Source organism: uncultured Williamsia sp., assembly GCF_947494875.1.
Classification (GTDB): domain Bacteria; phylum Actinomycetota; class Actinomycetes; order Mycobacteriales; family Mycobacteriaceae; genus Williamsia_A.
Genome location: NZ_CANLWM010000007.1, coordinates 24,673 through 46,518, shown reverse-complemented (window position 1 = coordinate 46,518; position 21,846 = coordinate 24,673). Strand labels below are relative to the sequence as shown.

The following is a 21,846-nucleotide window of genomic DNA, read 5'->3' as shown; positions in this document are numbered from 1 at the left end:
CTCGCTGCCCGTGTCCACCATCGTCACCACGGCCAACGTCAACGGGATCCGCGCGGCGGTCAAGGAGCGCAATCCCGACAACCCGGGGATCCTGCCGTGGCTCGGTGAGCCGGTCGGACGGCGGTTCGTGCTGATCCAGGAGATCCGTGCGTCGCTCGACCAGGCGCAGGAGGCACTCGCGCCGGCACTCGACGCCGGGTGGCAGCTCTCCATGTGCGAGTCGGTGAAGAAGGGCCACGCGGGCGTCGGTGTGTTGTCGACGGTCGACGTCGATGCCGTCCGCGTCGGGTTCGGCAACGACGAGTTCGACGACACGGGGCGGTATCTCGAGGTCGACGTCGCCGCGTCCGGGGACGACCCCGCACTGACACTCGGGTCGCTGTACCTGCCGAAGGGCGCCGCCGACGGCGAGAAACGCGACGAGAAGTTCCGCTTCCTCGACGCCTTCGCCGAACACCTGTCGGGTCTGGGTCGCAAGCGTCGTGGCGTCGTGGTCGCGGGGGACTGGAACATCGCGCACGACAACCGGGACATCAAGAACTGGAAGGGCAACCAGAAGAGCCCGGGTTTCCTGCCCGAGGAACGGGCCTGGGTCGACGAGGTCCTCGCAGGACGCTGGAACGATGTCCTGCGTGAGGTCGTCGGCGACGTCGACGGCCCGTACTCGTGGTGGTCGTGGCGGGGCAAGGCGTTCGACACCGACGCCGGATGGCGGATCGACTATCACCTAGCCAATGCCGTGATGGCGCAACGGGTGCGCGATGCACGTGTCGAGCGACCCGACGCCTACGACCGTCGCTGGTCCGACCACGCGCCGGTCACCGTCGAATTCGATTGAGCCGTTCTGAGACAATTCGTTCCATGACCACCCAGCGCGTGCTCTCCGGCATCCAGCCGACCAGCGACTCGGTCCACCTCGGGAACTACCTGGGTGCGTTGAAGCAGTGGGTCGCACTGCAGGACGAGTACGACGACGCCTTCTACTTCATCCCCGACCTGCACGCCCTCACCGCGACGTTCGACCCCGCGACACTGGCAGAACGGACCCGCCGGACGGTCGCGCAGATGATCGCCGTCGGCGTCGACCCGTCGTCGGCGACGCTCTACGTGCAGTCCCACGTTCCGGAGATCTCCCAGCTGACGTGGGTCCTGTCCTGCATCACCGGATTCGGCGAGGCCGGCCGGATGACGCAGTTCAAGGACAAGTCGGCGAAGGGCGGTGCCGACGCGGCCGGGGTCGGGTTGTTCACCTACCCGATCCTCATGGCCGCCGACATCCTCGCCTTCGACGTGAACCGTGTGCCCGTCGGGGAAGATCAGCGTCAACACCTCGAGCTGACGCGAAACCTGGCACAGCGCTTCAACTCCCGGTTCGGTGAGACGTTCGTCGTTCCCGAGGCGCACATCGTCGCCGAGACGGCGAAGATCTATGACCTGCAGAACCCGACCGCGAAGATGAGCAAGTCCGCCGAGTCCGACGCCGGGCTCATCAACCTCCTCGACGACCCGAAGCGCTCGGCGAAGAAGGTGCGGTCGGCGGTCACCGACGCAGGCCGCGAGGTCGTGTACGACCCCGCGGAGAAGCCGGGGGTGAGCAATCTCCTCACGATCCACTCGGCGCTGTCCGGCACGCCTGTCGCCGACCTCGAGGCGCACTTCGAGGGCAAGGGGTACGGAGACCTGAAGGTCGAGACCGCGCAGGTCCTCACCGACTTCGTCGCACCGCTGCGCAGTCGCGTCGACGAGCTCATGGCGGATCCCGCGCAGCTCGACGGGATCCTGGCGCAGGGCGCCGAACGGGCCCGCGAGGTCGCGTCGCGGACGCTCGCCCGCGTCTATGACAGGGTGGGATTGCTGGGTGCGACTCGCCCCTAGCGGCGAGGAGGAGACGGGTCAGGATGGCGGACACGACCACACCGCAGGACGACAAACCCTCCCGCCTCGACGAACTCCGCGCCCGGCACGCCTGGCTGGACCACCTCGTCGCGGCCGGATCGCGCTACCAGAGCTCGAAGGGCGACTTCTTCGCCGCGGGCGCGACCTACTTCAGCGTGCTGGCGCTGTTCCCCCTTCTCATGGTGGCGTTCGCGATCGCCGGGTTCGTGTTCGTCTACAGCCCCGATCTGCTCGACCAGGCCAAGCAGCAGATCACCGACTCGGTCTCGGGGGACATGGGCAACCAGCTCAACGACCTCATCGACCAGGCCATCGCGTCCCGCACGTCGATCGGCATCATCGGCCTGCTGCTCGCCGTCTACTCGGGTCTGGGCTGGATGGCCAACCTGCGCAACGCGTTGACCGTCCAGTGGGGACCGGAACCGCCGTCCCAGTCGTTCGTCCGGACCAAGATCGGCGATCTCGGTGCGCTCTTCGGCCTCTTCCTGGCCCTGGCCGTCTCCTTCGGGCTGTCGGCGGTGGCGGGCAGCGGTCTGACCAAGTGGCTGCTCGACCACATCGGTCTGGGTGATGTCCCCGGTGTGTTCATCGTCGTGCGTGTCGTGTCGATCGTGGTGTCGCTCGCCGCGTCGACCCTTCTGTTCACCTGGGCCATCGCCCGCCTGCCGCGGATCCCGCTGCCCTACCGCAACGCGCTGAAGGCGGGGCTGCTCACCGCGGTGGTGTTCGAGATCTTCAAGGGCATCGCGACCTTCTATCTGAAGTCCGTGCTCTCGGGACCGGCGGGCGCCACGTTCGGGCCGATCATCGGCATCATGGTGTTCGCCTTCTTCACCACGCGGATCGTGTTGTTCGCGACGGCCTGGGCGGCGACCGACCCGCAGAACCAGGTCTTCGCGACGGCCGCCGTGCCGGATCCCGTCGTCATCGAGCCGCGCGTCGCCGTCACCCCCGGCGCGGGGCCCGTGCGGGTCGTGACCGCGGTCGCCGCCGGCGCTGCGGTCGTGGCCGGCTGGCGACGCCTGAGTCGCAGCGGACGACGCCGCTAGGGCACTCGACGCCGGATCACCGCGTGCGGCGGTTGATCCTCACCGCGGCGACCACGAGACCGAGCACCACGAGCGCGCCGATCCCGCCGACGACGAGCCGATAGCTCACCCCGCTGTTCGACGGGCCCTCGTCGGACACGTTCTGGGCGAGCGCGGGGCCGGAGTTCGAGCGTCTCGCCGTGCTGGTCGCCCCGCTCGCCGTCGCGGGCCCGTCGACGAGGGTGCCGACCGATTCCGTCCGGGGGGTCGCGAAACCCCAGTCGAACAACGACTTCGCCTGATCCCAGTACAGGTCGCCGGCCTCGTTCAGGCCATACATCTGCACGACCACCAGGGTGCGACCGTCCCGCTCGACGGCGCCGACGTAGGTCTTGCGGGCGTCGTCGGTGTAGCCGGTCTTGCCGCCGATCACACCGGGAAACCCGTCCACGAGGAGGCGGTTCTGGCTCTGCATCTGGTAGCCGACGTGCGGCTTGTCGCCGGGCACGTCGGGTAGCGGCGGGTATCCGGGGAACGGGGCGTCCACATGCGAGATGAGGTCGCGGAACGTCGAGTTCTGGAGTCCCGCACGGAAGATGAGTGCGAGGTCGTACGGCGACGTGCTCATCCCGGGTGCGTCGAGCCCCGACGGGGACGCCGCCCGGGTGTCCTCGGCGCCGAGTGAGTGGGCGAGGTCGTTCATCTTCCCGACCGCGGCTTCGTACCCCCCGAGCTGCCGGGCGAGCGCGTTGGCGCAGTCGTTGCCCGACACCATCAGCAGGCCCTGCAGCAACTGCCGGACGGTGTACTGCCCGCCCGGGCCGATGCCGGCGGAGTCGCCCTCCATGCCGTAGTCCTCGCGGGTGCCCGTCACCACCGTGTTCAGGTCGAGGTCGCGCAGGGCGACGAGCGCCAGCAGCGTCTTGATCGTCGACGCCGGGCGGTAGCGGCCATGCGGGTCCTTCGCCGCGACGACGGTGCCGTCCGTCGCGTCGGCGACCAGCCATCCCGCGGAGGTCAGACCACGCGGGACCGGAGCGGCGGAGGACGGCGTCACCACACCGCACGCGGCGAGCTTCTCGCCGCCCACCGGCGGCTGCGGGACGGGGAGTGCAGACGGTGCCTGCTGTCCGGACGGCGGGACCTCGGAGGTGTCGACGGCGGGGGCCGGGGACACACGGTAGGGGCACGCCGCGGTGTCCGGCGTCGACGGTGCGGCGACCGGGGCGACGGGCTCGGCGGCCGCGGTACCGGCCACCGCCACAGGCAGCAGGCTCGACCCGGCGATCAGGCCCGCCGCGATCGTCACCCGCACCGACCGGGACACACCTCGCATGAGCGCCGAACCTACCGGGCGCATCAGGCCCGGGTGAGGAACCGCGCCGCGTCGAGCCCCCATCCGCGCACCTCGTCCGGTGTCCGGGCGACCTGCAGGATGGCGGTCGGCAGTGTCTCCGCAAGCCGTTCGGCGGTGCTGACGGGGTGGCCCGGGTCGGTGTCCCACGGCAGCAGCAGCGTCGGATGGGTGATGCGGGCGAGGTCGCCCGGGTCGGGCAGGTCGGAGTCCGCAGCGCCGCGCAGCAGCGCGGCGAAGCACTCCTCGCGGACATCGGCGGTGTAGGGCCGCTGCTGCAACGGCTCGAGGATGGGCGGCTGGGGTTGCTCGGCAGCCGCCGCGAGAAACGCGTCGACCCCGGACGCGTCCACGATGTCGGCGCCGTCGCGATATCCCGCGACGTGCGGTGCCCGGGTCTCCCACGCGGTCGGCGGGATGGCCAGGACGAGACGGCGGATGCGGTGCGGGGCACGCAGCGTCGCGTACAGGGCGCTCGCGGTGCCCATCGACATGCCGATCACGTCCACGGGGGCGTCGGGAGACACCGCGTCGAGCACGGCGAGGAGGTCGTCGGCGAGCCGCGGCCAGGTGTAGTCGACGGGGTCGCTGCCTCCCGTCGACCGACCGTGCCCGCGGGCGTCGTAGCGGACCAGGCTGCGCGAGCCCGAACCGGCGGGGCTCCAATCGAACACGCCGTCGCCGTCCATCGCCTCCCGGCTCGACGACATGCCGTGCGCGACGACGGTGACGGGCAGGCCGGCTGCGGGGCGGTCACAGGCGAGGACGGCGCCCGGTCGGGCGATCTCGAGATCGGTCACGGCCACGATCATCACCCATGCGAACGACCCGTGCTGTGACGACACGGGCGTGGACCGGTCCGGCGAGACTACTGTGCACGCGTGATCGATGCACTGGTGCAGTGGCTGCTCGGCCTCCCCCCGTGGGTGGCCCTCGTCATGGCGTTCCTGTTCCCGGCGCTGGAGGCGTCGATCTTCGTCGGCGTGGTGATCCCGGGCGAGATCGCCGTGCTCATCGCGGGCGTGATCGCCAGCGGCGGCCGGCTGCAGCTGTGGGAGGTGCTGGTCGTCGCCATCGCCGGAGCGATCATCGGCGACTTCGTCGGGTTCGAGGTCGGCCGACGGTGGGGCACCGTCCTGCTGGCGAAGCTGCCCGAACGGCTCGTCAAGCCCGAGCACGTCGACCGCGGGCGCGAGGAACTGCGCAAGCGCGGCGCGATCGCCGTGCTCATCGGCCGGTGGATCGCCGCGCTGCGTGCCCTGATGCCCGGTCTGGCGGGGATGTCGGGAATGCGACTGCGCACCTTCGTGATCGCGAACGCGATAGGCGGCGCCATCTGGGCGAGCGCGGTCGCGAGCCTCGGCTACGTGGCGGGGTCGTCGTACAAGACCGTCGAGAGCAGCCTCGGGTACGCGTCGGAGATCCTGATCGGCGTCGTCGTGCTGGCGATCGTCGCGCTCGTGGTGCGCAACCAGGTGCGCAAGCGACGCCGTGCCGCAGAGCCTGGGGCGTCCTCCGAGATGTCAGTCGAAGAGGATCACCTGGCGGATCGCCGCCCCGTCGGCGAGTGAGTCCATCGCGGCGTTGACGTCGTCGAGACCGATCCGCGCGGACACCAGCTTCTCCACCGGCAACCGCCCCTGACGCCACAGGTCGGCGTAGACGGGGATGTCGCGCGACGGCACCGCGGACCCGAGGTAACTCCCGACGATCGTGCGCGCACCCGCCACCAGGGCCAGCGGCGAGATCGACGATCGCGCATCCGGTGCGGGGAGTCCGACGGTGACGCAGATGCCGCCGGGTGCCGTCGCGGCGACAGCCGTCTCGAACGCCCGCGCGTTGCCCGCGGCCTCGATCACGACGTCGGCGGTGATGCCCTGCTCGGCCACCTCCGCCGGCGTGTACGTCGCGGTCGCGCCGAGTTCGCGTGCGGTGGCGAGCTTGTCGTCGACGGCGTCGACGCCGATCACGTCACCGGTCCGCAGCGACAGCGCGGTGAGCACCGCGGCCATGCCGACACCGCCGAGCCCGACCACCATCACCGACTGGCCGTCGGTGGGCTTCCCGGCGTTGAGCACCGCCCCGCCGCCGGTGAGGACGGCGCATCCGAGTACGGCCGCGACCTCGGGCGGGACGTCGTCACCGACGGGGGTCACCGAGCGGCGGTCCACCACAGCGTGGTCGGCGAAGCCCGAGACGCCCAGGTGGTGGTGGACGACGTGGTCGTCACCGGGATCGGCCGGGTGCAGTCGACGGTCACCGTCGAGGAGGGTCCCCGCGTTGTTCGCCACCGATCCGGGGCCGCAGGGCAGGCGCCCGTCGGTGGCGCACTGCGGGCAGTCGCCGCAGCGGGGGAGGAACGCCATGACCACGCGTGTGCCGATCTCGAGGTCGTCGACCTCCGCACCGACCGCCACCACCCGGCCGGCGGCCTCGTGTCCCAACGCCATCGGCAGCGGGCGCGGGCGGTTGCCGTCGACGACGGACAGATCCGAGTGGCACACGCCGGCGGCCTCGATGCGCACCGCCACCTCGTGGGGGCCGGGCCCGTCGAGTTCGAGGACCTCGACGACGATCGGCCGCGACTCGGCGTAGGGGCGGGCCCGTCCGGACTCCTGGAGCACCGCTGCGCGGATCTTCACTGTCGTTCTCCCGTTCGGTCGGAGGTGGAGCTGTCGGAGGTGCTCGGCGGGCGCACGGCGGTGGTGAGCACACCGCGCACGGTGTCGGGGATCGCCACCGGTCGGCGGGTCCGCGCGTCGACGTAGACGTGCACCCATCGTCCGCGCGCCGCGGGCGGACCGTCCGGGCCGTCGGAACCGCCGAAGACGGCGAGATCGTAGGTGACGCTCGAGGTCCCGAGCCGGTCGACGGCGAGGGCCACCACGATCGGCTCGGGGAAGGCGATCGAGGCGAGGAAACGACAGCCCGACTCGACGACCACGTTGTTCACCGTGTCGTGGGCGGGGTCGAGCGGGGTGCCGGCCGCCGACAGGGTCTCTGCCAGCCAGCCGTTGATCGCGGTGTCGAACAGCTGGTAGTAGACGGCGTTGTTCAGGTGCCCGTACATGTCGTTGTCGGCCCATCGGGTGGTCATCGGCCGATGCACCGCGAAGTCCGTCAATCGCAGATCCTGATCGCTGGCCATCGCCGCCTCTCGTCACCACCCGCGTCGCGGCGGGTGCTTTTTGCTCCCACGTGGCGGGTGGGCGACTATATGGGGTGATGAACCCGCCACCGATCACCGACACCGACGTCGAGCCCGACGATATCGGCTCGCGTATCGATCCCGTCCTCGCCCGGAGTTGGCTGCTGGTCAACGGGGCGGGAGCCGAGCGGTTCCAGGCGGCCGCGCACTCGCGCGCCGACATCGTCGTCCTCGACATCGAGGACGCCGTCGCGCCGAAGGACAAGGTCGCCGCCCGCGACAACGTCGTGCGCTGGATCGCCGACGGCAACCCCGACTGGGTCCGCGTCAACGGCTTCGGCACCCAGTGGTGGGAGGGCGATCTCGACGCCCTGCGCGCGCTGGGGTCGGGCGTCGGAGGCGTGATGCTGGCGATGGTCGAGTCCGTCGACCATGTCACCGAGACCGCGAAGCGCCTGCCGGGCGTCCCGATAGTCGCCCTCGTCGAGACCGCCCGTGGCCTCGAGCGGATCGGCGAGATCGCCTCCGCGAAGGGCACGTTCCGTCTGGCCTTCGGTATCGGTGACTTCCGCCGCGACACCGGTTTCGGTGAGAACCCGACGACGCTGGCCTACGCCCGATCGCGGTTCACGATCGCCGCCAAGGCCGCCCACCTCCCGAGCGCCATCGACGGACCGACGGTCGGCTCCTCGGCGCTCCGGCTGTCGGAGGCCACCGCGGTCTCCCGTGAGTTCGGGATGACCGGCAAGATCTGTCTCACCCCCGACCAGTGCGCCGCCGTCAACGAGGGCCTGTCCCCGTCGCAGGAGGAGATCGCCTGGGCGCGTGAGTTCTTCGCCGAGTTCGAGCGCGACGGCGGCGAGATCCGGAACGGGTCCGACCTGCCGCGCATCGCCCGAGCGACGAAGATCATCGACCTCGCACGCTCCTACGGCATCGAGGTGCAGGCCGCCGAGTACGACGAGCCGGACCACGTCCCGGCGCCGTCGGACACCTACCACTACTGAGCGACCACCCGTGGTCATCCGACGCCTCGACGCGTCTCAGCGCCGCAACCGCGGGGTGGGTTTCGTCCTCGCCGTCGTCTACAAGTTCATCGACGACCAGGGCGGGTATCTCGCCGCACTGATCGCGTACTACGCCTTCATCTCGCTGTTCCCGCTGCTTCTGTTGCTGACGACCGGTCTGGGGGTCGTGCTCGCCGATCACCCCTCGCTGCAACAGCGTCTGGTCGACTCGGCGCTCGGGGAGTTCCCCATCATCGGCGACCAGCTCGGGGAGCCGCGGCGACTCAGCGGCGGCGTCGCCGGCGTGGTCATCGGTGTGGTCGGTGCCCTGTACGGCGGCTCGGGCGTCGGGCAGGCCACGCAGAACGCGATGAACGTGATGTGGTCCGTGCCGCGCAACGTGCGCGGCAACCCGATCGTCGCGCGCTGGCGCAGTCTGCGACTGCTGGTCGTCCTGGCGCTCGCCCTGGCCGGGACCACCGCGTTGTCGTTGCTGGGCAGGTTCGTCGACGGGTTCGGCACGTTCTCGACGCTGGGCCTCGCCGTCGCCGCGGTCGTCATCAACACCTTCGTGTTCTCGCTGGGTTACCGCATCAGCACCGCGCGGACCCTCTCCACGCGCGACGTCCTGCCCGGCGCGGCTGTCATGGCGGTCCTCTGGCAGCTCTTGCAGACGTTCGGTGCGGTGTACGTCGGTCAGGTCGTCCGCCATGCGAGCGCGACGAACAGTGTGTTCGCCGTCGTCCTCGGCATGCTCGCGTTCCTGTACCTGACGTCGATCGCCGTCGTGTTCACGGCCGAGATCAACAGCGTCCGTGTGCAGAAGCTCTATCCGCGTGCGCTGTTGACCCCGTTCACCGACGACATCGTCATGACCCAGGGTGACCGACGGGCGTACACGGCGCAGGCACAGGCGCAGCGGGCCAAGGGCTTCGAACAGATCGATGTCACGTTCGACCTCGACGCCCGGCGGGGCGACGATCCCGACGACCCGCCGCCGACCTGAGTCGACGGATCAGACGTCGACCCAGTCGAGGGTGCGGGTGATCGCTTTCTGCCAGCGCGCGTACTGCTCGGCGCGGTGCTCGTCGTCCCATCGCGGTTCCCACCGTCGGTCCTCGCGCCACTGCGCCTCGAGTTCCTCGGTGTCGGCGAAGAACCCGACCGACAGGCCGGCGGCGTACGCGGCTCCGAGTGCGGTGGTCTCGGCCACGACCGGCCGGCTCACGGGGATGCCGAGCACGTCGGATTGGATCTGCATGCAGAGTGAGTTCGCGGTGACGCCGCCGTCGACGCGCAGGACCTCGAGCTCGACACCGGAGTCCTTGCACATCGCGTCGGCGACGTCGCGGCTCTGGAAGCAGATCGACTCCAGTGTGGCGCGGGCGATGTGCGCGTTGTTGTTGAAGCGCGACAGGCCGACGATCGCACCGCGCGCGTCCGAGCGCCAATAGGGCGCGAACAGTCCGGAGAACGCGGGGACGAAGTACACGCCGCCGTTGTCGGGCACCTCGCGGGCGAGTGACTCGCTCTGCGCCGCACCGGAGATGATCCCCAGCTGGTCGCGAAGCCACAGCACCGCGGAGCCTGTGACGGCGATGGATCCCTCGAGCGCGTACACGGGCTTGTCGTCGCCGAACCGATAGCAGACGGTGGTGAGGAGTCCGTTCTCGGACCGGACCAGCTCCTCGCCGGTGTTCAGCAGCAGGAAGTTGCCGGTGCCGTAGGTGTTCTTGGCCTGGCCGGGTGAGAAACACACCTGACCGACCATCGCCGCCTGCTGATCACCGAGCGCCGCGGCGATCGGCACCTCGGCGGCCAGGGGTCCGGTGCGAGTGGTGTGTCCGTAGGGCTCGGTCGGGGACGACGAGACGATGCGCGGCAACATCTCTCGCGGGATGTCGAAGAGTGCGAGCAGTTCGTCGTCCCAGTCGAGCGTCTCGAGGTCCATGAGCATGGTGCGGCTGGCGTTGGTGACGTCGGTGACGTGCACCCCGCCCTCGACCGCGCCGGTGAGGTGCCAGATCAGCCAGCTGTCGATGGTGCCGAAGATCGCATCTCCCGCCTCGGCGTCGGCACGCACCCCGTCGACGTTCTCGAGGATCCACTGCACCTTGCCCGCAGCGAAGTAGGTGGCCGGCGGGATCCCGGCCTTGCGGCGGATGAGGTCACCGTGACCGTCGTCGTCGAGCGCCTTGGCGATGCGGTCGGTTCGCGTGTCCTGCCAGACGATCGCGTTGTAGTAGGGCCGGCCCGTGCGACGGTTCCAGACCACCGTCGTCTCGCGCTGGTTGGTGATGCCGAGCGCGGCGAGGTCGTCGGCGGCGATCCCGGCGCGGCGCAGGGCGGTCTGCAGCACCGACGACGTGCGTTCCCAGATCTCCACGGGGTCGTGCTCGACCCACCCGGCCCGCGGCATCACCTGCTGGTGTTCCAGCTGATGCCGCGCCACCTCTGCGCCCTCGTGATCGAAGATCATGAACCGCGTGCTGGTGGTGCCCTGGTCGATCGCGCCCACGTACCTGGCCACGCCTGTCCTTCCGCCGTCACGAGGTGGTCGGGGACGATCTTGCCGTGCCGGGGGTGCGGTCGGTGGGAGGACGGCTCGAGCGGTCGGAGGCCGCTCCGTGCGCGCTGCGGAGTCCGTGCTTCGCCCGTCCTGTCCACGCCGGGATTCATCCGTTCAGACCACAGCTCTCATCGAACATGTGTTCTAGTATGGACGTACAGCTGCGGGTCGGGGAGGTGCATCGTGAGCGACAGTCTGATCGAGGACTACGCCGAGTTGCATGCCCTGTTGGATCGGATCGCTGAGCGGACCTCGGATGCGTGTTCGGAGGCGGAGGTCGCGGAGTTGGCGATCACCCACGAGCACGCTGTTCGTCGGATGGGTTCGATGGGCCTGCAGCGCATCCTGGATGTCAGTGACCGCGAGGCATACCGGGCGGTGCAGTGTACGAAGCTCGACGAGTTCGTCGGCCAGCGGCTGCGTATCGCGAACTCGCGCAGAAGGTTGCGGCAGGTGACTCAGTTGACCGCGATGCATTCGATGACCGGCGAGAAGCTCCCGCCGCGCTGCCCGGAGACCGCCGATGCGATGGCTGACGGCGACCTCACCCACGAGCACGTGGACGCGGTGCTGGACGTACTGGCCAAGGTGCCCACGGCGACACCACCGGAGGTGCGCGACCTGGCCGAGGAGCAGCTCGCCGAGATCGCGCGGCATCACTCGCCGAAGGACATCACCCGGGCCGGGGCACGGATCCTGCAGCACCTCGATCCCGACGGCGACCTCCCCGACGAGCGTGACCGGGCGCGGAATCGCAATGTGTCACTCGGTTCGCAGGACACCCTGGGCATGTCGAAACTGATGGGCACGTTGGATCCGACGACGCGGGCGTTGTTCGAGGTGCTGCTGGCGTCGTGGGCGAAGCCGGGTATGAACAATCCCGACGACGAGGCGTCGCCGCGCGGCGGCGCCGACGACGACGGCGTCGACACAGACGTCCTGCGGGAGGCGGCGTCGCGGGATTGCCGCACCCAGGCCCAACGCAACCACGACGCCTTACACGCCCTGCTCACAGCGGCGGCCGATGGTGGGCTGTATGGCGCGTCGCATCGCGGGTTGCCGCCGCACATCGTCGTGTCGATCACCGAGTCGCAGCTGCGCGACCGGGCCGGGATCGGGCACACCACCACCGGCACCGACCTCCCCATGTCCGAGATCGTGAAGCTCGCCGCGCAGGCGCAGATGTACCTGGCCGTCTTCGACGACCACACCGGTGAGCCGCTCTACTTCGGACGCGCCAAGCGGCTCGCGAGCGAATCACAGCGGTTCGTGACCTTCGCCGAATACGGCGGCTGCTCCAAACCCGGCTGCCCACGGCCGTTCTCCCACACCGAGGCCCACCACGCCGAACAAGACTGGGCCACAGGTGGGCTCACCGACGTCACCGACCTCGCCCCCGCCTGCGGACCGCACAACCGGGCCGTCCATGACGGACCCGGCGGCTGGCAGACGGTCAAGATCACCGACGGGCCCGACCGCGGCAAGTACGGCTGGGTCGCCAACGGCACCAGCGACCCGCCGCGCACGAATCACCTGCACCGGCCCGATCGCATCCTCGACGAGACCGCGCCACCGGACCCGGACTGGTCCGACATCGAGCACCGACTCGAACTGATGCTTGCCGAACACCATTCGGAGCCGCGACCACCCGAACCGGTGATCATCCGTGTCATCGACTACCGGTCGCCGGTCAGCCCGTCCCGCTGATCCGGAGGACGGCGGTGTCGTGCGACGCGACCGTCAGGGTGATGGGTTGCCCGGCGTCGGCGACCTTGCGGCCCGACCACACGTCGACGGCCGATCCGCGTGAGCCTACGACGGAACGGTTCACCCGGATCGTCGCAGTCTGGTCGCCCGGGTTCGTCACCGACACCGCCACGGCGCCGTCGGCCAACCGGCGAACACGCGTCCACCCGTCGGTCGACACCGCGCGGGCCATCTCACCAGCGGGGTCCTGATCGATCGCGACGATCCCGGGCGACGCCAACAGATCCCGTGTCGCGGTGGTCATCTGCGTCAGGTCGTTGCCGGCGATCAGAGGCGACGCGGCCATCGCCCACAGCGCCAGATGGCTCCGTTGCTCGGCCGCGGTCAGTGAGTCGCCCACCCCGATCTCCAGCATGTCGAGGTCCACCCAGCGGCCCGGCCCGATCGCGGCGTCTGGATCCCGTGCGGCATCGGCGATGTCGGCGACACCTTGATATCCCGACGCGTCCTCACCCGAGCGCCACACGGGTTCGATGTCGTTCGTCAGACGCGTCGTCGTCGCCACACCGCCCCAGTCGTGGGTGGCGCCGGGTACCCCGTCGGTGGCCGTGATCCCGCTGTTGGGGTTGATCGCCAGCACCATCGGGCGACCGGTCGCACGGATCGCGTCGCGCATCGCCGTGAACGCCTCACGTTGTGCAACCGGATCGGAGTCCGACGAGCACCAGTCGTCCTTGACGTAGTCCACGCCCCAGGAGGCGAACGTCGCGGCGTCGACGGTCTCGTGCCCCCGACTGCCGGTGTCGCCGGGGTAGTTCCCGTTCACCTGCGCGCAGGTGCGTGCGCCGGCCCCGGTGTAGATCCCGAACAGCAGGCCGCGATCGTGCAGGTAGGCCCCGAGCGCTGCCATCCCCGAGGGGAAGCGGTCGGTGGCCGCCGTCAGTCGTCCGGACGCGTCGCGCGACGGCGCCTGCCAGCAATCGTCCACGACGACGTACCGGAAGCCGGCCGCGGCGAGTCCCGAGGACACGAGCGCGTCGGCCTGCGCGCGGACGATCTGCTCGGACACGCCGCAGCCGAACGTGTTCCAGCTGTTCCACCCCATCGGGGGAGTGGCGGCCACCCCGGGAACCGCGACGGCCGCGCCGTAGACCTCATGACCCACGGACCCTCCACATCCCGCGACGGCGACCACCATCAGCAGGGAGGCGACGCGAACACACAGACGCCCGCGCATCGACGAGGCCTCCATGACCGATCACGGTAGGCGTCGTCACTGCGCGGGCGCTGTGACGGAGCTGTGGGTCAGCGCGAGAACATGAGCGCGCGCTTGACCTCCTGGATGGCCTGCGTCACCTGGATGCCACGCGGGCAGGCGTCGGTGCAGTTGAACGTGGTGCGGCAGCGCCACACACCGTCGACGCCGTTGAGGATGTCGAGGCGCTCGGCGGCACCCTCGTCACGGCTGTCGAAGATGAAGCGGTGCGCGTTCACGATCGCGGCGGGGCCGAAGTAGCTGCCCTCGTTCCAGAACACCGGGCAACTCGTGGTGCAGCACGCACAGAGGATGCACTTGGTGGTGTCGTCGAAGCGATGACGATCGCTCTGACTCTGGATCCGCTCACGGGTCGGCTCGTTGCCACTGGTCATCAAGAACGGCTTCACGGCGCGGTAGGCGTCGAAGAAGGGCTCCATGTCGACGACGAGATCCTTCTCCACCGGCAGGCCGCGGATGGGCTCGACGGTGATGGTGATCTCTTTGTTCTTGTCCTTCGGCAGCAGGTCCTTCATGAGGAGCTTGCACGCCAACCGGTTCACGCCGTTGATGCGCATCGCGTCCGAACCACACACACCGTGTGCGCAGCTGCGACGGAACGTGAGCGTGCCGTCGAGATAACCCTTCACGTACAGCAGCAGGTTGAGCATGCGGTCCGTCGGCAGGGCCGGGACACGAAAGCTCTCCCATCCCTGCGCATCCGGGTTGTCCGGATCGAACCGGGAGATCTTCAGCGTGACCATCGTCGCTTCGTCGGGGACGGGCGGCAACGGCGGCTCGTCGCTGCGCGGGTCGGACGCGATGTCGGGCGTGGCGGTCATCAGTACTTGCGCTCCATCGGCTCGTAACGGGTCTGCACCACCGGCTTCCAGCCCAGCTCGATGTCCGAGAGCAGGCCGGTCCCCTTCTTGTACGCCATGGTGTGGCGCATGTAGTTCGTGTCGTCGCGGTCGGGGTAGTCCTCGCGGGCGTGACCGCCGCGGGTCTCCTTGCGGTTCAGCGCGCCGACGACGGTGACCTCCGCCATCTCGAGCAGGAAGCCCAGCTCGATGGCCTCGAGCAGATCACTGTTGTAGCGGGAGCCCTTGTCCTGCACGCGGATGTGGTTGTACCGCTCCTTCAGCGCGTGGATGTCGGTGAGTGCCTGCTTGAGCGTCTCCTCCGTGCGGAACACCGACGCGTTGGCGTCCATCGACGCCTGCATCTCCGTGCGGATGTCGGCCACACGCTCGTGTCCGTGCTCGGAGAGGATCAGCTCGAGCCACTCGTCGACCATGGTCGTCGGGTTCTCCGGCAGCGGCACGAACTCCGAACCGTTCGCGTACTCCGACGCGTAGATGCCGGCGCGACGACCGAACACGTTGATGTCCAGCAGCGAGTTGGTGCCGAGACGGTTCGCACCGTGCACCGAGACGCAGGCGCACTCGCCGGCGGCGAACAGGCCCTTGACCACGGTGTCGGGGTCGGAGAGGACCTCACCCTTGATGTTGGTCGGGATGCCGCCCATCGCGTAGTGGCAGGTCGGGAAGACCGGCACGTACTCGGTGACCGGGTCGACACCGAGATAGGTGCGTGCGAACTCGGTGATGTCCGGCAGCTTCTCGTTGAGGACGTCCTCGCCGAGGTGGGTGACGTCGATGTAGACGTAGTCCTTGTTCGGACCGGCGCCACGACCCTCGAGGACCTCGAGAACCATCGACCGGGCGACGATGTCGCGCGGCGCGAGGTCCTTGATGGTGGGGGCGTAGCGCTCCATGAAGCGCTCGCCGTCGGCGTTGCGCAGGATGCCGCCCTCACCGCGCACCGCCTCGGAGATGAGGATGCCGAGTCCGGCCAGGCCCGTCGGGTGGAACTGGTGGAACTCCATGTCCTCCAGCGGCAGACCCTTGCGGAAGACGATGCCCATGCCGTCACCGGTGAGCGTGTGCGCGTTGGATGTGGTCTTGTACATGCGACCCGAACCGCCGGTCGCGAGGATCACCGACTTCGCGTGGAAGACGTGGATCTCTCCGGTGGCCAGCTCGTAGGCGACGACGCCCGTGGCGACCTTCTCACCCGCCTCGTTCTCCGAGAGGCAGAGGTCCAGGGCGTAGAACTCGTTGAAGAACTCGACGTCGTTCTTCACGCAGTTCTGGTACAGCGTCTGCAGGATCATGTGACCCGTGCGGTCCGCGGCGTAGCAGGAGCGGCGGACCGGGCTCTTGCCATGGTCACGCGTGTGCCCACCGAAGCGGCGCTGGTCGATCTTGCCCTCGGGCGTGCGGTTGAAGGGCAGGCCCATCTTCTCGAGGTCGAGGACGGCGTCGATCGCCTCCTTGCACATGATCTCGGCCGCGTCCTGGTCGACGATGTAGTCGCCGCCCTTGACGGTGTCGAAGGTGTGCCACTCCCAGTTGTCCTCCTCGACGTTCGCGAGGGCGGCACACATGCCGCCCTGCGCGGCGCCGGTGTGGCTGCGCGTGGGGTACAGCTTCGTCAGCACTGCGGTGCGCGCGCGAGGACCGGCCTCGATCGCGGCACGCATGCCCGCGCCGCCCGCGCCGACGATGAGGACGTCATAGCGATGCTCTTGCATGGATCTTCTCTCCTTGTGCGCGCTAGCTGACGGAGTTCACGTCGAACGTGAGGATGGCGTAGGTGCCGAGGACGAGAACCAGGATCATCGACAGCACCAACAGCGTGTTCAGCCAGAAGCGCGTCGAGTCCTTGCGCGAGTAGTCGGCGATGACCGTGCGGACACCGTTGCCGCCGTGGAGCTGGGCGAGCCACAGCATGGACAGGTCCCAGACCTGCCAGAACGGCTGACCCCAGCGCTGCGCGACGAACGCGGAGTCGATGCGGTGCACGCCGTTGTCGAAGGTCAACATGATCGTCATGTGACCCAGGGTCAGGAAGATGAGCGCGATGCCGGAGAAGCGCATGAACAGCCAGGCGTTCTTCTCGAAGTTGCCGCCCTTGGGGCGACGCGGCGAGCGCGGGTTGTCGAGACTCGCCGGGCGGTCGTGGTCGGTGCCGACCGTCTTCGCGAGCTTGGGGGCTTCGGAGGTTGTCATCGAGAACTCGCCTCTCAGAGGTTGTCGACGAGGATGGCCAGCATGCGGATGGCGCCCGCGGCGAAGACGACGACGAAGATCGCCGAGATCACCCAGAGCATCTGTCGCTGGTACTTCGGGCCCTTCGACCAGAAGTCGACGAGGATGATGCGCACGCCGTTCAGCGCGTGGTAGAGCACACAGGCGACCAGGCCGATCTCCATGAGACCGATGATCGGGCTCTTGTACGTGTCGATGATCTGGTCGTACGTGTTGGGGTTCACGCGGATCATCGCGGTGTCCAACACGTGCACGAACAGGAAGAAGAAGATCGACACGCCGGTGATGCGGTGCAGCACCCACGACCACATGCCGGGGTCTCCGCGGTACAGGGAGCGGCGGCGGACCGGCTCCGGCGCGACCTCGGTCTGAGCTGTCATCCCACGGGCCTCCAACATCGTCGATGATGCGAGCGCCAGATCGGTGCGGCCCGGTCCGGCGACCTACCCTTCCGAGAGTAGACCCACTCCAGACAAGCCTTGGAATCAACTGAGTTCTACTCGGGTGCAGACCATTTGGACTTAGGTTTGCCTAACATGACCCGACTTGTGGCGCGGCGGCCGTCGAGACGCCCCGCGGTGACCGGGAAGGATCTGTCGATGGCGTCCGACGCGACGTGGAAAACACTGCGGGACATGGCCGCAACCGCATGCGCGACCGCGTATGCGCCGTACTCCGACCACCCGGTGGGGGCCGCCGGGATCACCGACGAGGGCCGGATCGTCTCCGGATGCAATGTGGAGAATGTCTCATACGGACTGGGCGTGTGTGCGGAGGTCGCGCTGGTCACCGACCTGTGCCGCAGCGGTGGCGGGAGGCTGACGGCGGTGTCGGTGGCGAACCGGTCGGGCGCCGTCCTCATGCCGTGCGGCCGCTGCCGCCAGGTGTTGCTCGAGTTCGGGGGACCGGAGTTGCTGGTCGACCACCCGCACGGCCCGCGGCGCCTCGCCGAGCTGCTTCCCGACGCGTTCGGCCCCGACGACCTCGCCGCGGGGCGCGCGTGAGCGCGGAGATCACGCCCGACGCGGTGTCGGTCATCACCGCCAAGCGGGACGGCCGGGCACTCGACGACGCGCAGATCGACTGGGCGATCCGCGCCTTCACCGACGGGGAGATGGCACCGGAGCAGATGTCGGCCCTGGCGATGGCCGTCCTCCTGCGGGGTATGGACCGCCGGGAGATCGCGCGGTGGACCGCAGCCATGGTCGCCACCGGCGACCGCCTGGACTTCTCCGGGCTGCGCCGGGCCGGCCGGCCGCTGCGCACCGTCGACAAGCACTCCACCGGGGGCGTGGGCGACAAGATCACGCTGCCGCTGACCCCGCTGGTCGCGTCCTACGGTGTCGCCGTTCCCCAACTGTCCGGTCGCGGACTGGGACTGACGGGCGGCACCCTCGACAAGCTCGAGTCCATCCCCGGGTGGCGGGCGGAGGTGACCACGGCCGACATGACCGCGCAGCTGCAGGAGGTCGGCGCCGTGATCTGCGCGGCCGGGGCGGGACTCGCCCCCGCGGACAAGAAGCTGTACGCGCTGCGCGACGTCACCGGCACCGTCGAGTCGATCCCGTTGCTGGCCTCGTCGATCATGAGCAAGAAGATCGCCGAGGGCACCGGCGCGCTGGTACTCGACGTGAAGGTCGGCAGTGGCGCCTTCCTCGCCGACCCCGAGGACGCCCGGGAACTCGCGCGGACGATGGTCGCGCTCGGCGCGGACGCAGGTGTCGACACCGTCGCGCTCGTCACCGACATGTCGACGCCGTTGGGCCACACCGCCGGCAACGCCGTCGAGGTCGCCGAGGCGCTCGAGGTGCTCTCCGGCGGGGGACCGCCCGACGTCGTACACCTCACCCTGGTGCTCGCCCGCGAGATGCTCGCTGCGGTCGGGATCGACGACGACCCCGCCGACCACCTCGCGGGCGGGCAGGCCATGGACACGTGGCGCGCGATGATCGCGGCGCAGGGCGGCGACCCCGACGCCGCGCTGCCGACCGCCGCGCACACGGACACCGTCACCGCAGCCACCGACGGGATCGTGACCGGCCTCGACGCGCAGGCCGTCGGACTCGCGGCCTGGCGTCTGGGCGCCGGCCGCGCGCGTCCCGGCGACGCGGTGCAGTCGGAGGCGGGCGTCGTCTGGCATGTCCGGCCGGGTGATCGCGTCCGTCGAGGACAGGCGCTGATGACGATGCACACCCGGACGCCGGAGCGCTTCGCCGCCGCTCGCGCCGCGCTGGAGACCGCGGTCATCCTCGGTGACACTGCTCCGGCCGCCCGGGAACTGGTGCGCGAACGTATTACCGTCGGTTCATGACCCACGCTGCGTCGTCCGAGCCCCGGACCTCCGCTGTCGACCGCGCGTCGGCGGTGCTCGCCCCCAAGGTGCTCCTGCACGACCACCTCGACGGCGGACTGCGCCCCGCGACCGTCCTCGACCTCGCCCGGGAGAACGGGTACGACGAGCTCCCCGCGGCCGACGTGGACGGCCTGGCCCGATGGTTCCGCGACAGTGCCGACAGCGGTTCGCTGGTCCGCTACCTGGAGACCTTCACGCACACCGTCGCGGTCATGCAGACCGCCCCGGCGCTGCGTCGCGTGGCCCGCGAGTGCGCCGAGGACCTCGCCGCCGACGGCGTCGTCTACGCCGAGGTCCGCTTCGCGCCGGAGCAGCACCTCACGACCGGTCTCTCGCTCGACGAGGTCGTCGAGGCGGTGCTCGAGGGATTCGACGAGGGGAGCGCGGCCGCGGGAAGAACCGGCCGGTCGATCACGGTCCGGTGCCTCGTGACCGCGATGCGGCACGCGGCCCGGTCGCGCGAGATCGCCGAGCTGGCCGTTCGCTTTCGCGACCGTGGCGTCGTCGGGTTCGACATCGCCGGCGCCGAGGCCGGCCACCCGCCCAGCCGACACCTCGACGCCTTCGAGTACATGCGGGCGAACAACGCGCCGTTCACCATCCACGCGGGCGAGGCGTTCGGGCTGCCGTCGATCCACGAGGCGATCAGCTTCTGCGGCACCGACCGCCTGGGCCACGGCGTGCGGGTCATGGACGACATCGAGCTGCCGGCCGGGACCGGGCCCTCGGGACGTGACGTGCGCGGGGCGGCGCTCGGGCGCGTCGCGAACTATGTGCGCGACAAGCGGATACCCCTCGAGATGTGTCCGAGTTCGAACGTGCAGACCGGCGCCGTCGCGAGCATCGCCGAGCACCCGTTCGACGTGCTGGCGCGCCTCCGGTTCCGCGTCACCGTGAACACCGACAACCGGCTGATGAGCGACACCACCATGAGCAAGGAATTCGGTGTCCTCGCAGACCAGTTCGGCTACGGCTGGGCCGATTTCGAGCGGTTCACGGTCAACGCGATGAAGTCGGCGTTCATCCACTTCGACGAACGCCTGCGGTTCATCGACGACATCATCAAGCCCGGTTATGCCGTCCTGATCGGCTGATCGACCGGGGCCGCGTCAGGCCTTCTTGACGAGTCGGGCCTCGAACTCGTGGACGAGGGCCCGGAACTCCTCGGACTCGTTGTCGAACGGCCCGCTCGGCGCGAGGCGCTTGGGGTCGGGGTTCACGGTGTAGCTGATGAACCAGCCCAGCGGAGTGGTGGACGCCAACGCCTCGGCGACGGAGTCGTCGTCGGCGAAATCCGCTGCGTCGCTGAGGAGTTCGACGGCGAGCTCCACCTGCTTGCGGTCCATCCGGCGGGGCCCGTCGAGGATGTCGGTCGCGATGCCGGGGAGCACGTAGACGTTCTCCTCGTAGACGTCGACCTCGAGCGACCCGTCCGTGGCGGCTACCCGCACCTCCTCGAAGGTGCTGACCTCGGCCAGGTCGTGATCGTCGGACTGCGCCACGAAGCGGGACAGGGCCCGTTCCGAGGTGAACACGAAGATCGTGCCGTCCTTGCCGAGGAACACCGGGTCGTCGCCGAGATAACAGCGCAGGGTGAGGTACTCGGCAGCGTCGGTGACGATACGGATGGGATCGATGCCGACCGCCGACCAGAAGTCGTCCTCGAGGTCGCCCTCCTCGTCGTCGTCGGGCTCGTCGGCGACGTCCTCCTCGTCGACGGCACCGGCACCCGCAACGATCTCGACGTCCTCGTCGTCGGGCTCGTCCTCGTCCTCAGCGCTGGACGCCGCCTCGAGCTCGGCCTCGGCGGTCGCGACCGCGGTCGCGTCGACGTCCGGTGTGGTGATGACCTCGTCGATGGCGTCGACCACGCTGTCCCAGTGCTTGTCGATCAGGGTGCCGATGCGGCCCCAGAGCTCGAGACCCTCCTTGCCGACGAAGTTCGTCGTCCCGACGGTGACCGCGCCGAGGATGGGGTTGCCGTTGAAGAAGCGTGTGACGGTGGACAGCTCGCACACCTCACCGATGATGCGCACGATCTCCAGCGCGTCCTCGAGTTCGGCGACGACCTCGGGTGTCGGGTCCTCGGCCGCGAGCTCGGGGACGCCGATGAGGTCGTATGTCTTGTCCTTCGCCGGGACGAGCTCCTCGGCCTGCACACCGGAGATGGTCTCCCACGCAGGGTGTTCGACGAGGTCGTTGTCGTCGTCGGACCGGACGAACGCGACGAGTTGGGCAACGCCCGGGAACCCGTAGAGGTCCTCGTCGAGGCCGAGGAATGCCTCCCACTCGTCGTCACCCTCACGCCACCGCGGCGCCCACAGCGTGACCACGTTTCCGTCGGTCAGTCCGAGCTCGATCGGGACGATGTCTCCGGCCATGGCTCGCAACCCTAGCGGGAGCACCTGTGGATCAG

21 protein-coding genes are annotated in these 21,846 nt (G+C 69.3%); 10 read left to right on the top strand and 11 right to left on the bottom strand.

Annotation, left to right across the window (positions count from 1 at the left end; translation table 11 throughout):
• Nucleotides 1-10 precede the first annotated feature (10 nt).
• The 3 genes from Q1A98_RS16345 to yhjD are packed head-to-tail and all read left to right on the top strand — an operon-like array spanning nt 11 to nt 2,945.
• Nucleotides 11-838 (top strand): exodeoxyribonuclease III, encoded by an 828-nt coding sequence (locus tag Q1A98_RS16345; RefSeq protein ID WP_299575457.1) that lies wholly within the window; start codon nt 11-13, stop codon nt 836-838.
• Nucleotides 839-861: 23 nt separating this feature from the next.
• Nucleotides 862-1,875 (top strand): tryptophan--tRNA ligase, encoded by a 1,014-nt coding sequence (gene trpS, locus Q1A98_RS16340; protein WP_299575455.1) that lies wholly within the window; start codon nt 862-864, stop codon nt 1,873-1,875.
• A 23-nt stretch (nt 1,876-1,898) separates the two neighbouring features.
• Nucleotides 1,899-2,945 (top strand): inner membrane protein YhjD, encoded by a 1,047-nt coding sequence (gene yhjD / locus Q1A98_RS16335; protein ID WP_299575453.1) that lies wholly within the window; start codon nt 1,899-1,901, stop codon nt 2,943-2,945.
• A gap of 16 nt (nt 2,946-2,961) precedes the next feature.
• On the opposite strand, the gene Q1A98_RS16330 is transcribed toward yhjD, so the two are convergent.
• A complete protein-coding gene (locus Q1A98_RS16330; protein ID WP_299575451.1) occupies nt 2,962-4,260 on the bottom strand; it encodes a D-alanyl-D-alanine carboxypeptidase family protein in 1,299 nt (432 codons plus the stop codon).
• A gap of 23 nt (nt 4,261-4,283) precedes the next feature.
• Nucleotides 4,284-5,078, bottom strand: a complete 795-nt coding sequence (locus Q1A98_RS16325) for an alpha/beta hydrolase (protein WP_299575449.1) — start codon at nt 5,076-5,078, stop codon at nt 4,284-4,286.
• An 81-nt stretch (nt 5,079-5,159) separates the two neighbouring features.
• Between Q1A98_RS16325 and Q1A98_RS16320 the strand changes: the two genes are divergently transcribed.
• Nucleotides 5,160-5,849, top strand: a complete 690-nt coding sequence (locus tag Q1A98_RS16320; RefSeq protein WP_299575447.1) for a DedA family protein — start codon at nt 5,160-5,162, stop codon at nt 5,847-5,849.
• Here Q1A98_RS16320 and Q1A98_RS16315 read toward each other — a convergent pair.
• Nucleotides 5,802-6,920: an alcohol dehydrogenase catalytic domain-containing protein gene (locus Q1A98_RS16315; RefSeq protein ID WP_299575446.1), complete on the bottom strand. Its 1,119-nt coding sequence runs from the start codon at nt 6,918-6,920 to the stop codon at nt 5,802-5,804. The two genes, Q1A98_RS16320 and Q1A98_RS16315, sit on opposite strands and share 48 nt — an antisense overlap.
• Nucleotides 6,917-7,426, bottom strand: coding sequence for a thioesterase family protein (locus Q1A98_RS16310; RefSeq protein WP_299575444.1), 510 nt, complete (start codon nt 7,424-7,426; stop codon nt 6,917-6,919). The genes Q1A98_RS16315 and Q1A98_RS16310 overlap by 4 nt, the downstream gene beginning before the upstream one ends.
• Nucleotides 7,427-7,503: 77 nt before the next feature.
• On the opposite strand from Q1A98_RS16310, the gene Q1A98_RS16305 reads away from it, so the two are divergent.
• The gene (locus Q1A98_RS16305) at nt 7,504-8,433 is read left to right on the top strand and encodes a CoA ester lyase (protein ID WP_299575442.1); all 930 of its coding nucleotides are present in this window, start codon (nt 7,504-7,506) and stop codon (nt 8,431-8,433) included.
• 10 nt (nt 8,434-8,443) lie between these two features.
• Nucleotides 8,444-9,439, top strand: a complete 996-nt coding sequence (locus Q1A98_RS16300; RefSeq protein WP_299575440.1) for a YihY/virulence factor BrkB family protein — start codon at nt 8,444-8,446, stop codon at nt 9,437-9,439.
• Nucleotides 9,440-9,448: 9 nt separating this feature from the next.
• On the opposite strand, the gene glpK is transcribed toward Q1A98_RS16300, so the two are convergent.
• Entirely contained in the window at nt 9,449-10,912 is a 1,464-nt protein-coding gene (gene glpK / locus Q1A98_RS16295) for a glycerol kinase GlpK (protein WP_299575968.1), read from the bottom strand.
• A 273-nt stretch (nt 10,913-11,185) separates the two neighbouring features.
• On the opposite strand from glpK, the gene Q1A98_RS16290 reads away from it, so the two are divergent.
• Entirely contained in the window at nt 11,186-12,709 is a 1,524-nt protein-coding gene (locus Q1A98_RS16290) for an HNH endonuclease signature motif containing protein (RefSeq protein ID WP_299575438.1), read from the top strand.
• Here Q1A98_RS16290 and Q1A98_RS16285 read toward each other — a convergent pair.
• From Q1A98_RS16285 to sdhC, 5 genes are read right to left on the bottom strand one after another with little or no spacing between them, the layout of a single operon-like run.
• On the bottom strand, nt 12,693-13,961 hold the full coding sequence (locus tag Q1A98_RS16285) for a glycoside hydrolase family 27 protein (RefSeq protein ID WP_299575436.1): 1,269 nt from the start codon (nt 13,959-13,961) through the stop codon (nt 12,693-12,695). The two genes, Q1A98_RS16290 and Q1A98_RS16285, sit on opposite strands and share 17 nt — an antisense overlap.
• A 53-nt stretch (nt 13,962-14,014) precedes the next feature.
• Complete coding sequence (locus tag Q1A98_RS16280; RefSeq protein ID WP_299575435.1) at nt 14,015-14,806, bottom strand: succinate dehydrogenase iron-sulfur subunit; 792 nt, start codon at nt 14,804-14,806, stop codon at nt 14,015-14,017.
• Nucleotides 14,806-16,560 carry a succinate dehydrogenase flavoprotein subunit gene (gene sdhA, locus Q1A98_RS16275; protein WP_299575434.1) on the bottom strand — a complete coding sequence of 585 codons (1,755 nt, stop codon included), beginning with the start codon at nt 16,558-16,560 and terminating at the stop codon, nt 14,806-14,808. The genes Q1A98_RS16280 and sdhA overlap by 1 nt, the downstream gene beginning before the upstream one ends.
• Before the next feature lie 22 nt (nt 16,561-16,582).
• On the bottom strand, nt 16,583-17,038 hold the full coding sequence (locus tag Q1A98_RS16270; RefSeq protein ID WP_299575433.1) for a succinate dehydrogenase hydrophobic membrane anchor subunit: 456 nt from the start codon (nt 17,036-17,038) through the stop codon (nt 16,583-16,585).
• A 14-nt stretch (nt 17,039-17,052) separates the two neighbouring features.
• Nucleotides 17,053-17,457 (bottom strand): succinate dehydrogenase, cytochrome b556 subunit, encoded by a 405-nt coding sequence (sdhC, locus tag Q1A98_RS16265; RefSeq protein WP_299575432.1) that lies wholly within the window; start codon nt 17,455-17,457, stop codon nt 17,053-17,055.
• A gap of 219 nt (nt 17,458-17,676) precedes the next feature.
• Between sdhC and Q1A98_RS16260 the strand changes: the two genes are divergently transcribed.
• Genes Q1A98_RS16260 through Q1A98_RS16250 form a run of 3 tightly spaced genes read left to right on the top strand, consistent with a single transcriptional unit; the run spans nt 17,677 to nt 20,524 of the window.
• Complete coding sequence (locus tag Q1A98_RS16260; protein WP_299575967.1) at nt 17,677-18,081, top strand: cytidine deaminase; 405 nt, start codon at nt 17,677-17,679, stop codon at nt 18,079-18,081.
• Nucleotides 18,078-19,388: a thymidine phosphorylase gene (locus Q1A98_RS16255; RefSeq protein ID WP_299575430.1), complete on the top strand. Its 1,311-nt coding sequence runs from the start codon at nt 18,078-18,080 to the stop codon at nt 19,386-19,388. Before Q1A98_RS16260 ends, Q1A98_RS16255 begins: the two co-directional genes overlap by 4 nt.
• The gene (locus tag Q1A98_RS16250) at nt 19,385-20,524 is read left to right on the top strand and encodes an adenosine deaminase (RefSeq protein WP_299575428.1); all 1,140 of its coding nucleotides are present in this window, start codon (nt 19,385-19,387) and stop codon (nt 20,522-20,524) included. Before Q1A98_RS16255 ends, Q1A98_RS16250 begins: the two co-directional genes overlap by 4 nt.
• Before the next feature lie 15 nt (nt 20,525-20,539).
• Here the strand turns inward: Q1A98_RS16250 and Q1A98_RS16245 are convergent, their stop codons facing one another.
• Complete coding sequence (locus Q1A98_RS16245; protein ID WP_299575426.1) at nt 20,540-21,811, bottom strand: primosomal protein; 1,272 nt, start codon at nt 21,809-21,811, stop codon at nt 20,540-20,542.
• Between the last annotated feature and the right edge of the window lie 35 nt (nt 21,812-21,846).

Coding starts and splice junctions, on each gene's coding strand:
- yhjD (WP_299575453.1), top strand. CDS start 1,899: ATGGCGGACACGACCACACCGCAGGACGACAAACCCTCCCGCCTCGAC.
- sdhA (WP_299575434.1), bottom strand. CDS start 16,560: ATGCAAGAGCATCGCTATGACGTCCTCATCGTCGGCGCGGGCGGCGCG.
- Q1A98_RS16260 (WP_299575967.1), top strand. CDS start 17,677: ATGGCGTCCGACGCGACGTGGAAAACACTGCGGGACATGGCCGCAACC.
- Q1A98_RS16310 (WP_299575444.1), bottom strand. CDS start 7,426: ATGGCCAGCGATCAGGATCTGCGATTGACGGACTTCGCGGTGCATCGG.
- Q1A98_RS16305 (WP_299575442.1), top strand. CDS start 7,504: ATGAACCCGCCACCGATCACCGACACCGACGTCGAGCCCGACGATATC.
- Q1A98_RS16280 (WP_299575435.1), bottom strand. CDS start 14,806: ATGACCGCCACGCCCGACATCGCGTCCGACCCGCGCAGCGACGAGCCG.
- sdhC (WP_299575432.1), bottom strand. CDS start 17,457: ATGACAGCTCAGACCGAGGTCGCGCCGGAGCCGGTCCGCCGCCGCTCC.
- Q1A98_RS16330 (WP_299575451.1), bottom strand. CDS start 4,260: ATGCGAGGTGTGTCCCGGTCGGTGCGGGTGACGATCGCGGCGGGCCTG.
- Q1A98_RS16270 (WP_299575433.1), bottom strand. CDS start 17,038: ATGACAACCTCCGAAGCCCCCAAGCTCGCGAAGACGGTCGGCACCGAC.
- Q1A98_RS16250 (WP_299575428.1), top strand. CDS start 19,385: ATGACCCACGCTGCGTCGTCCGAGCCCCGGACCTCCGCTGTCGACCGC.
- trpS (WP_299575455.1), top strand. CDS start 862: ATGACCACCCAGCGCGTGCTCTCCGGCATCCAGCCGACCAGCGACTCG.
- glpK (WP_299575968.1), bottom strand. CDS start 10,912: ATGATCTTCGATCACGAGGGCGCAGAGGTGGCGCGGCATCAGCTGGAA.
- Q1A98_RS16245 (WP_299575426.1), bottom strand. CDS start 21,811: ATGGCCGGAGACATCGTCCCGATCGAGCTCGGACTGACCGACGGAAAC.
- Q1A98_RS16285 (WP_299575436.1), bottom strand. CDS start 13,961: ATGGAGGCCTCGTCGATGCGCGGGCGTCTGTGTGTTCGCGTCGCCTCC.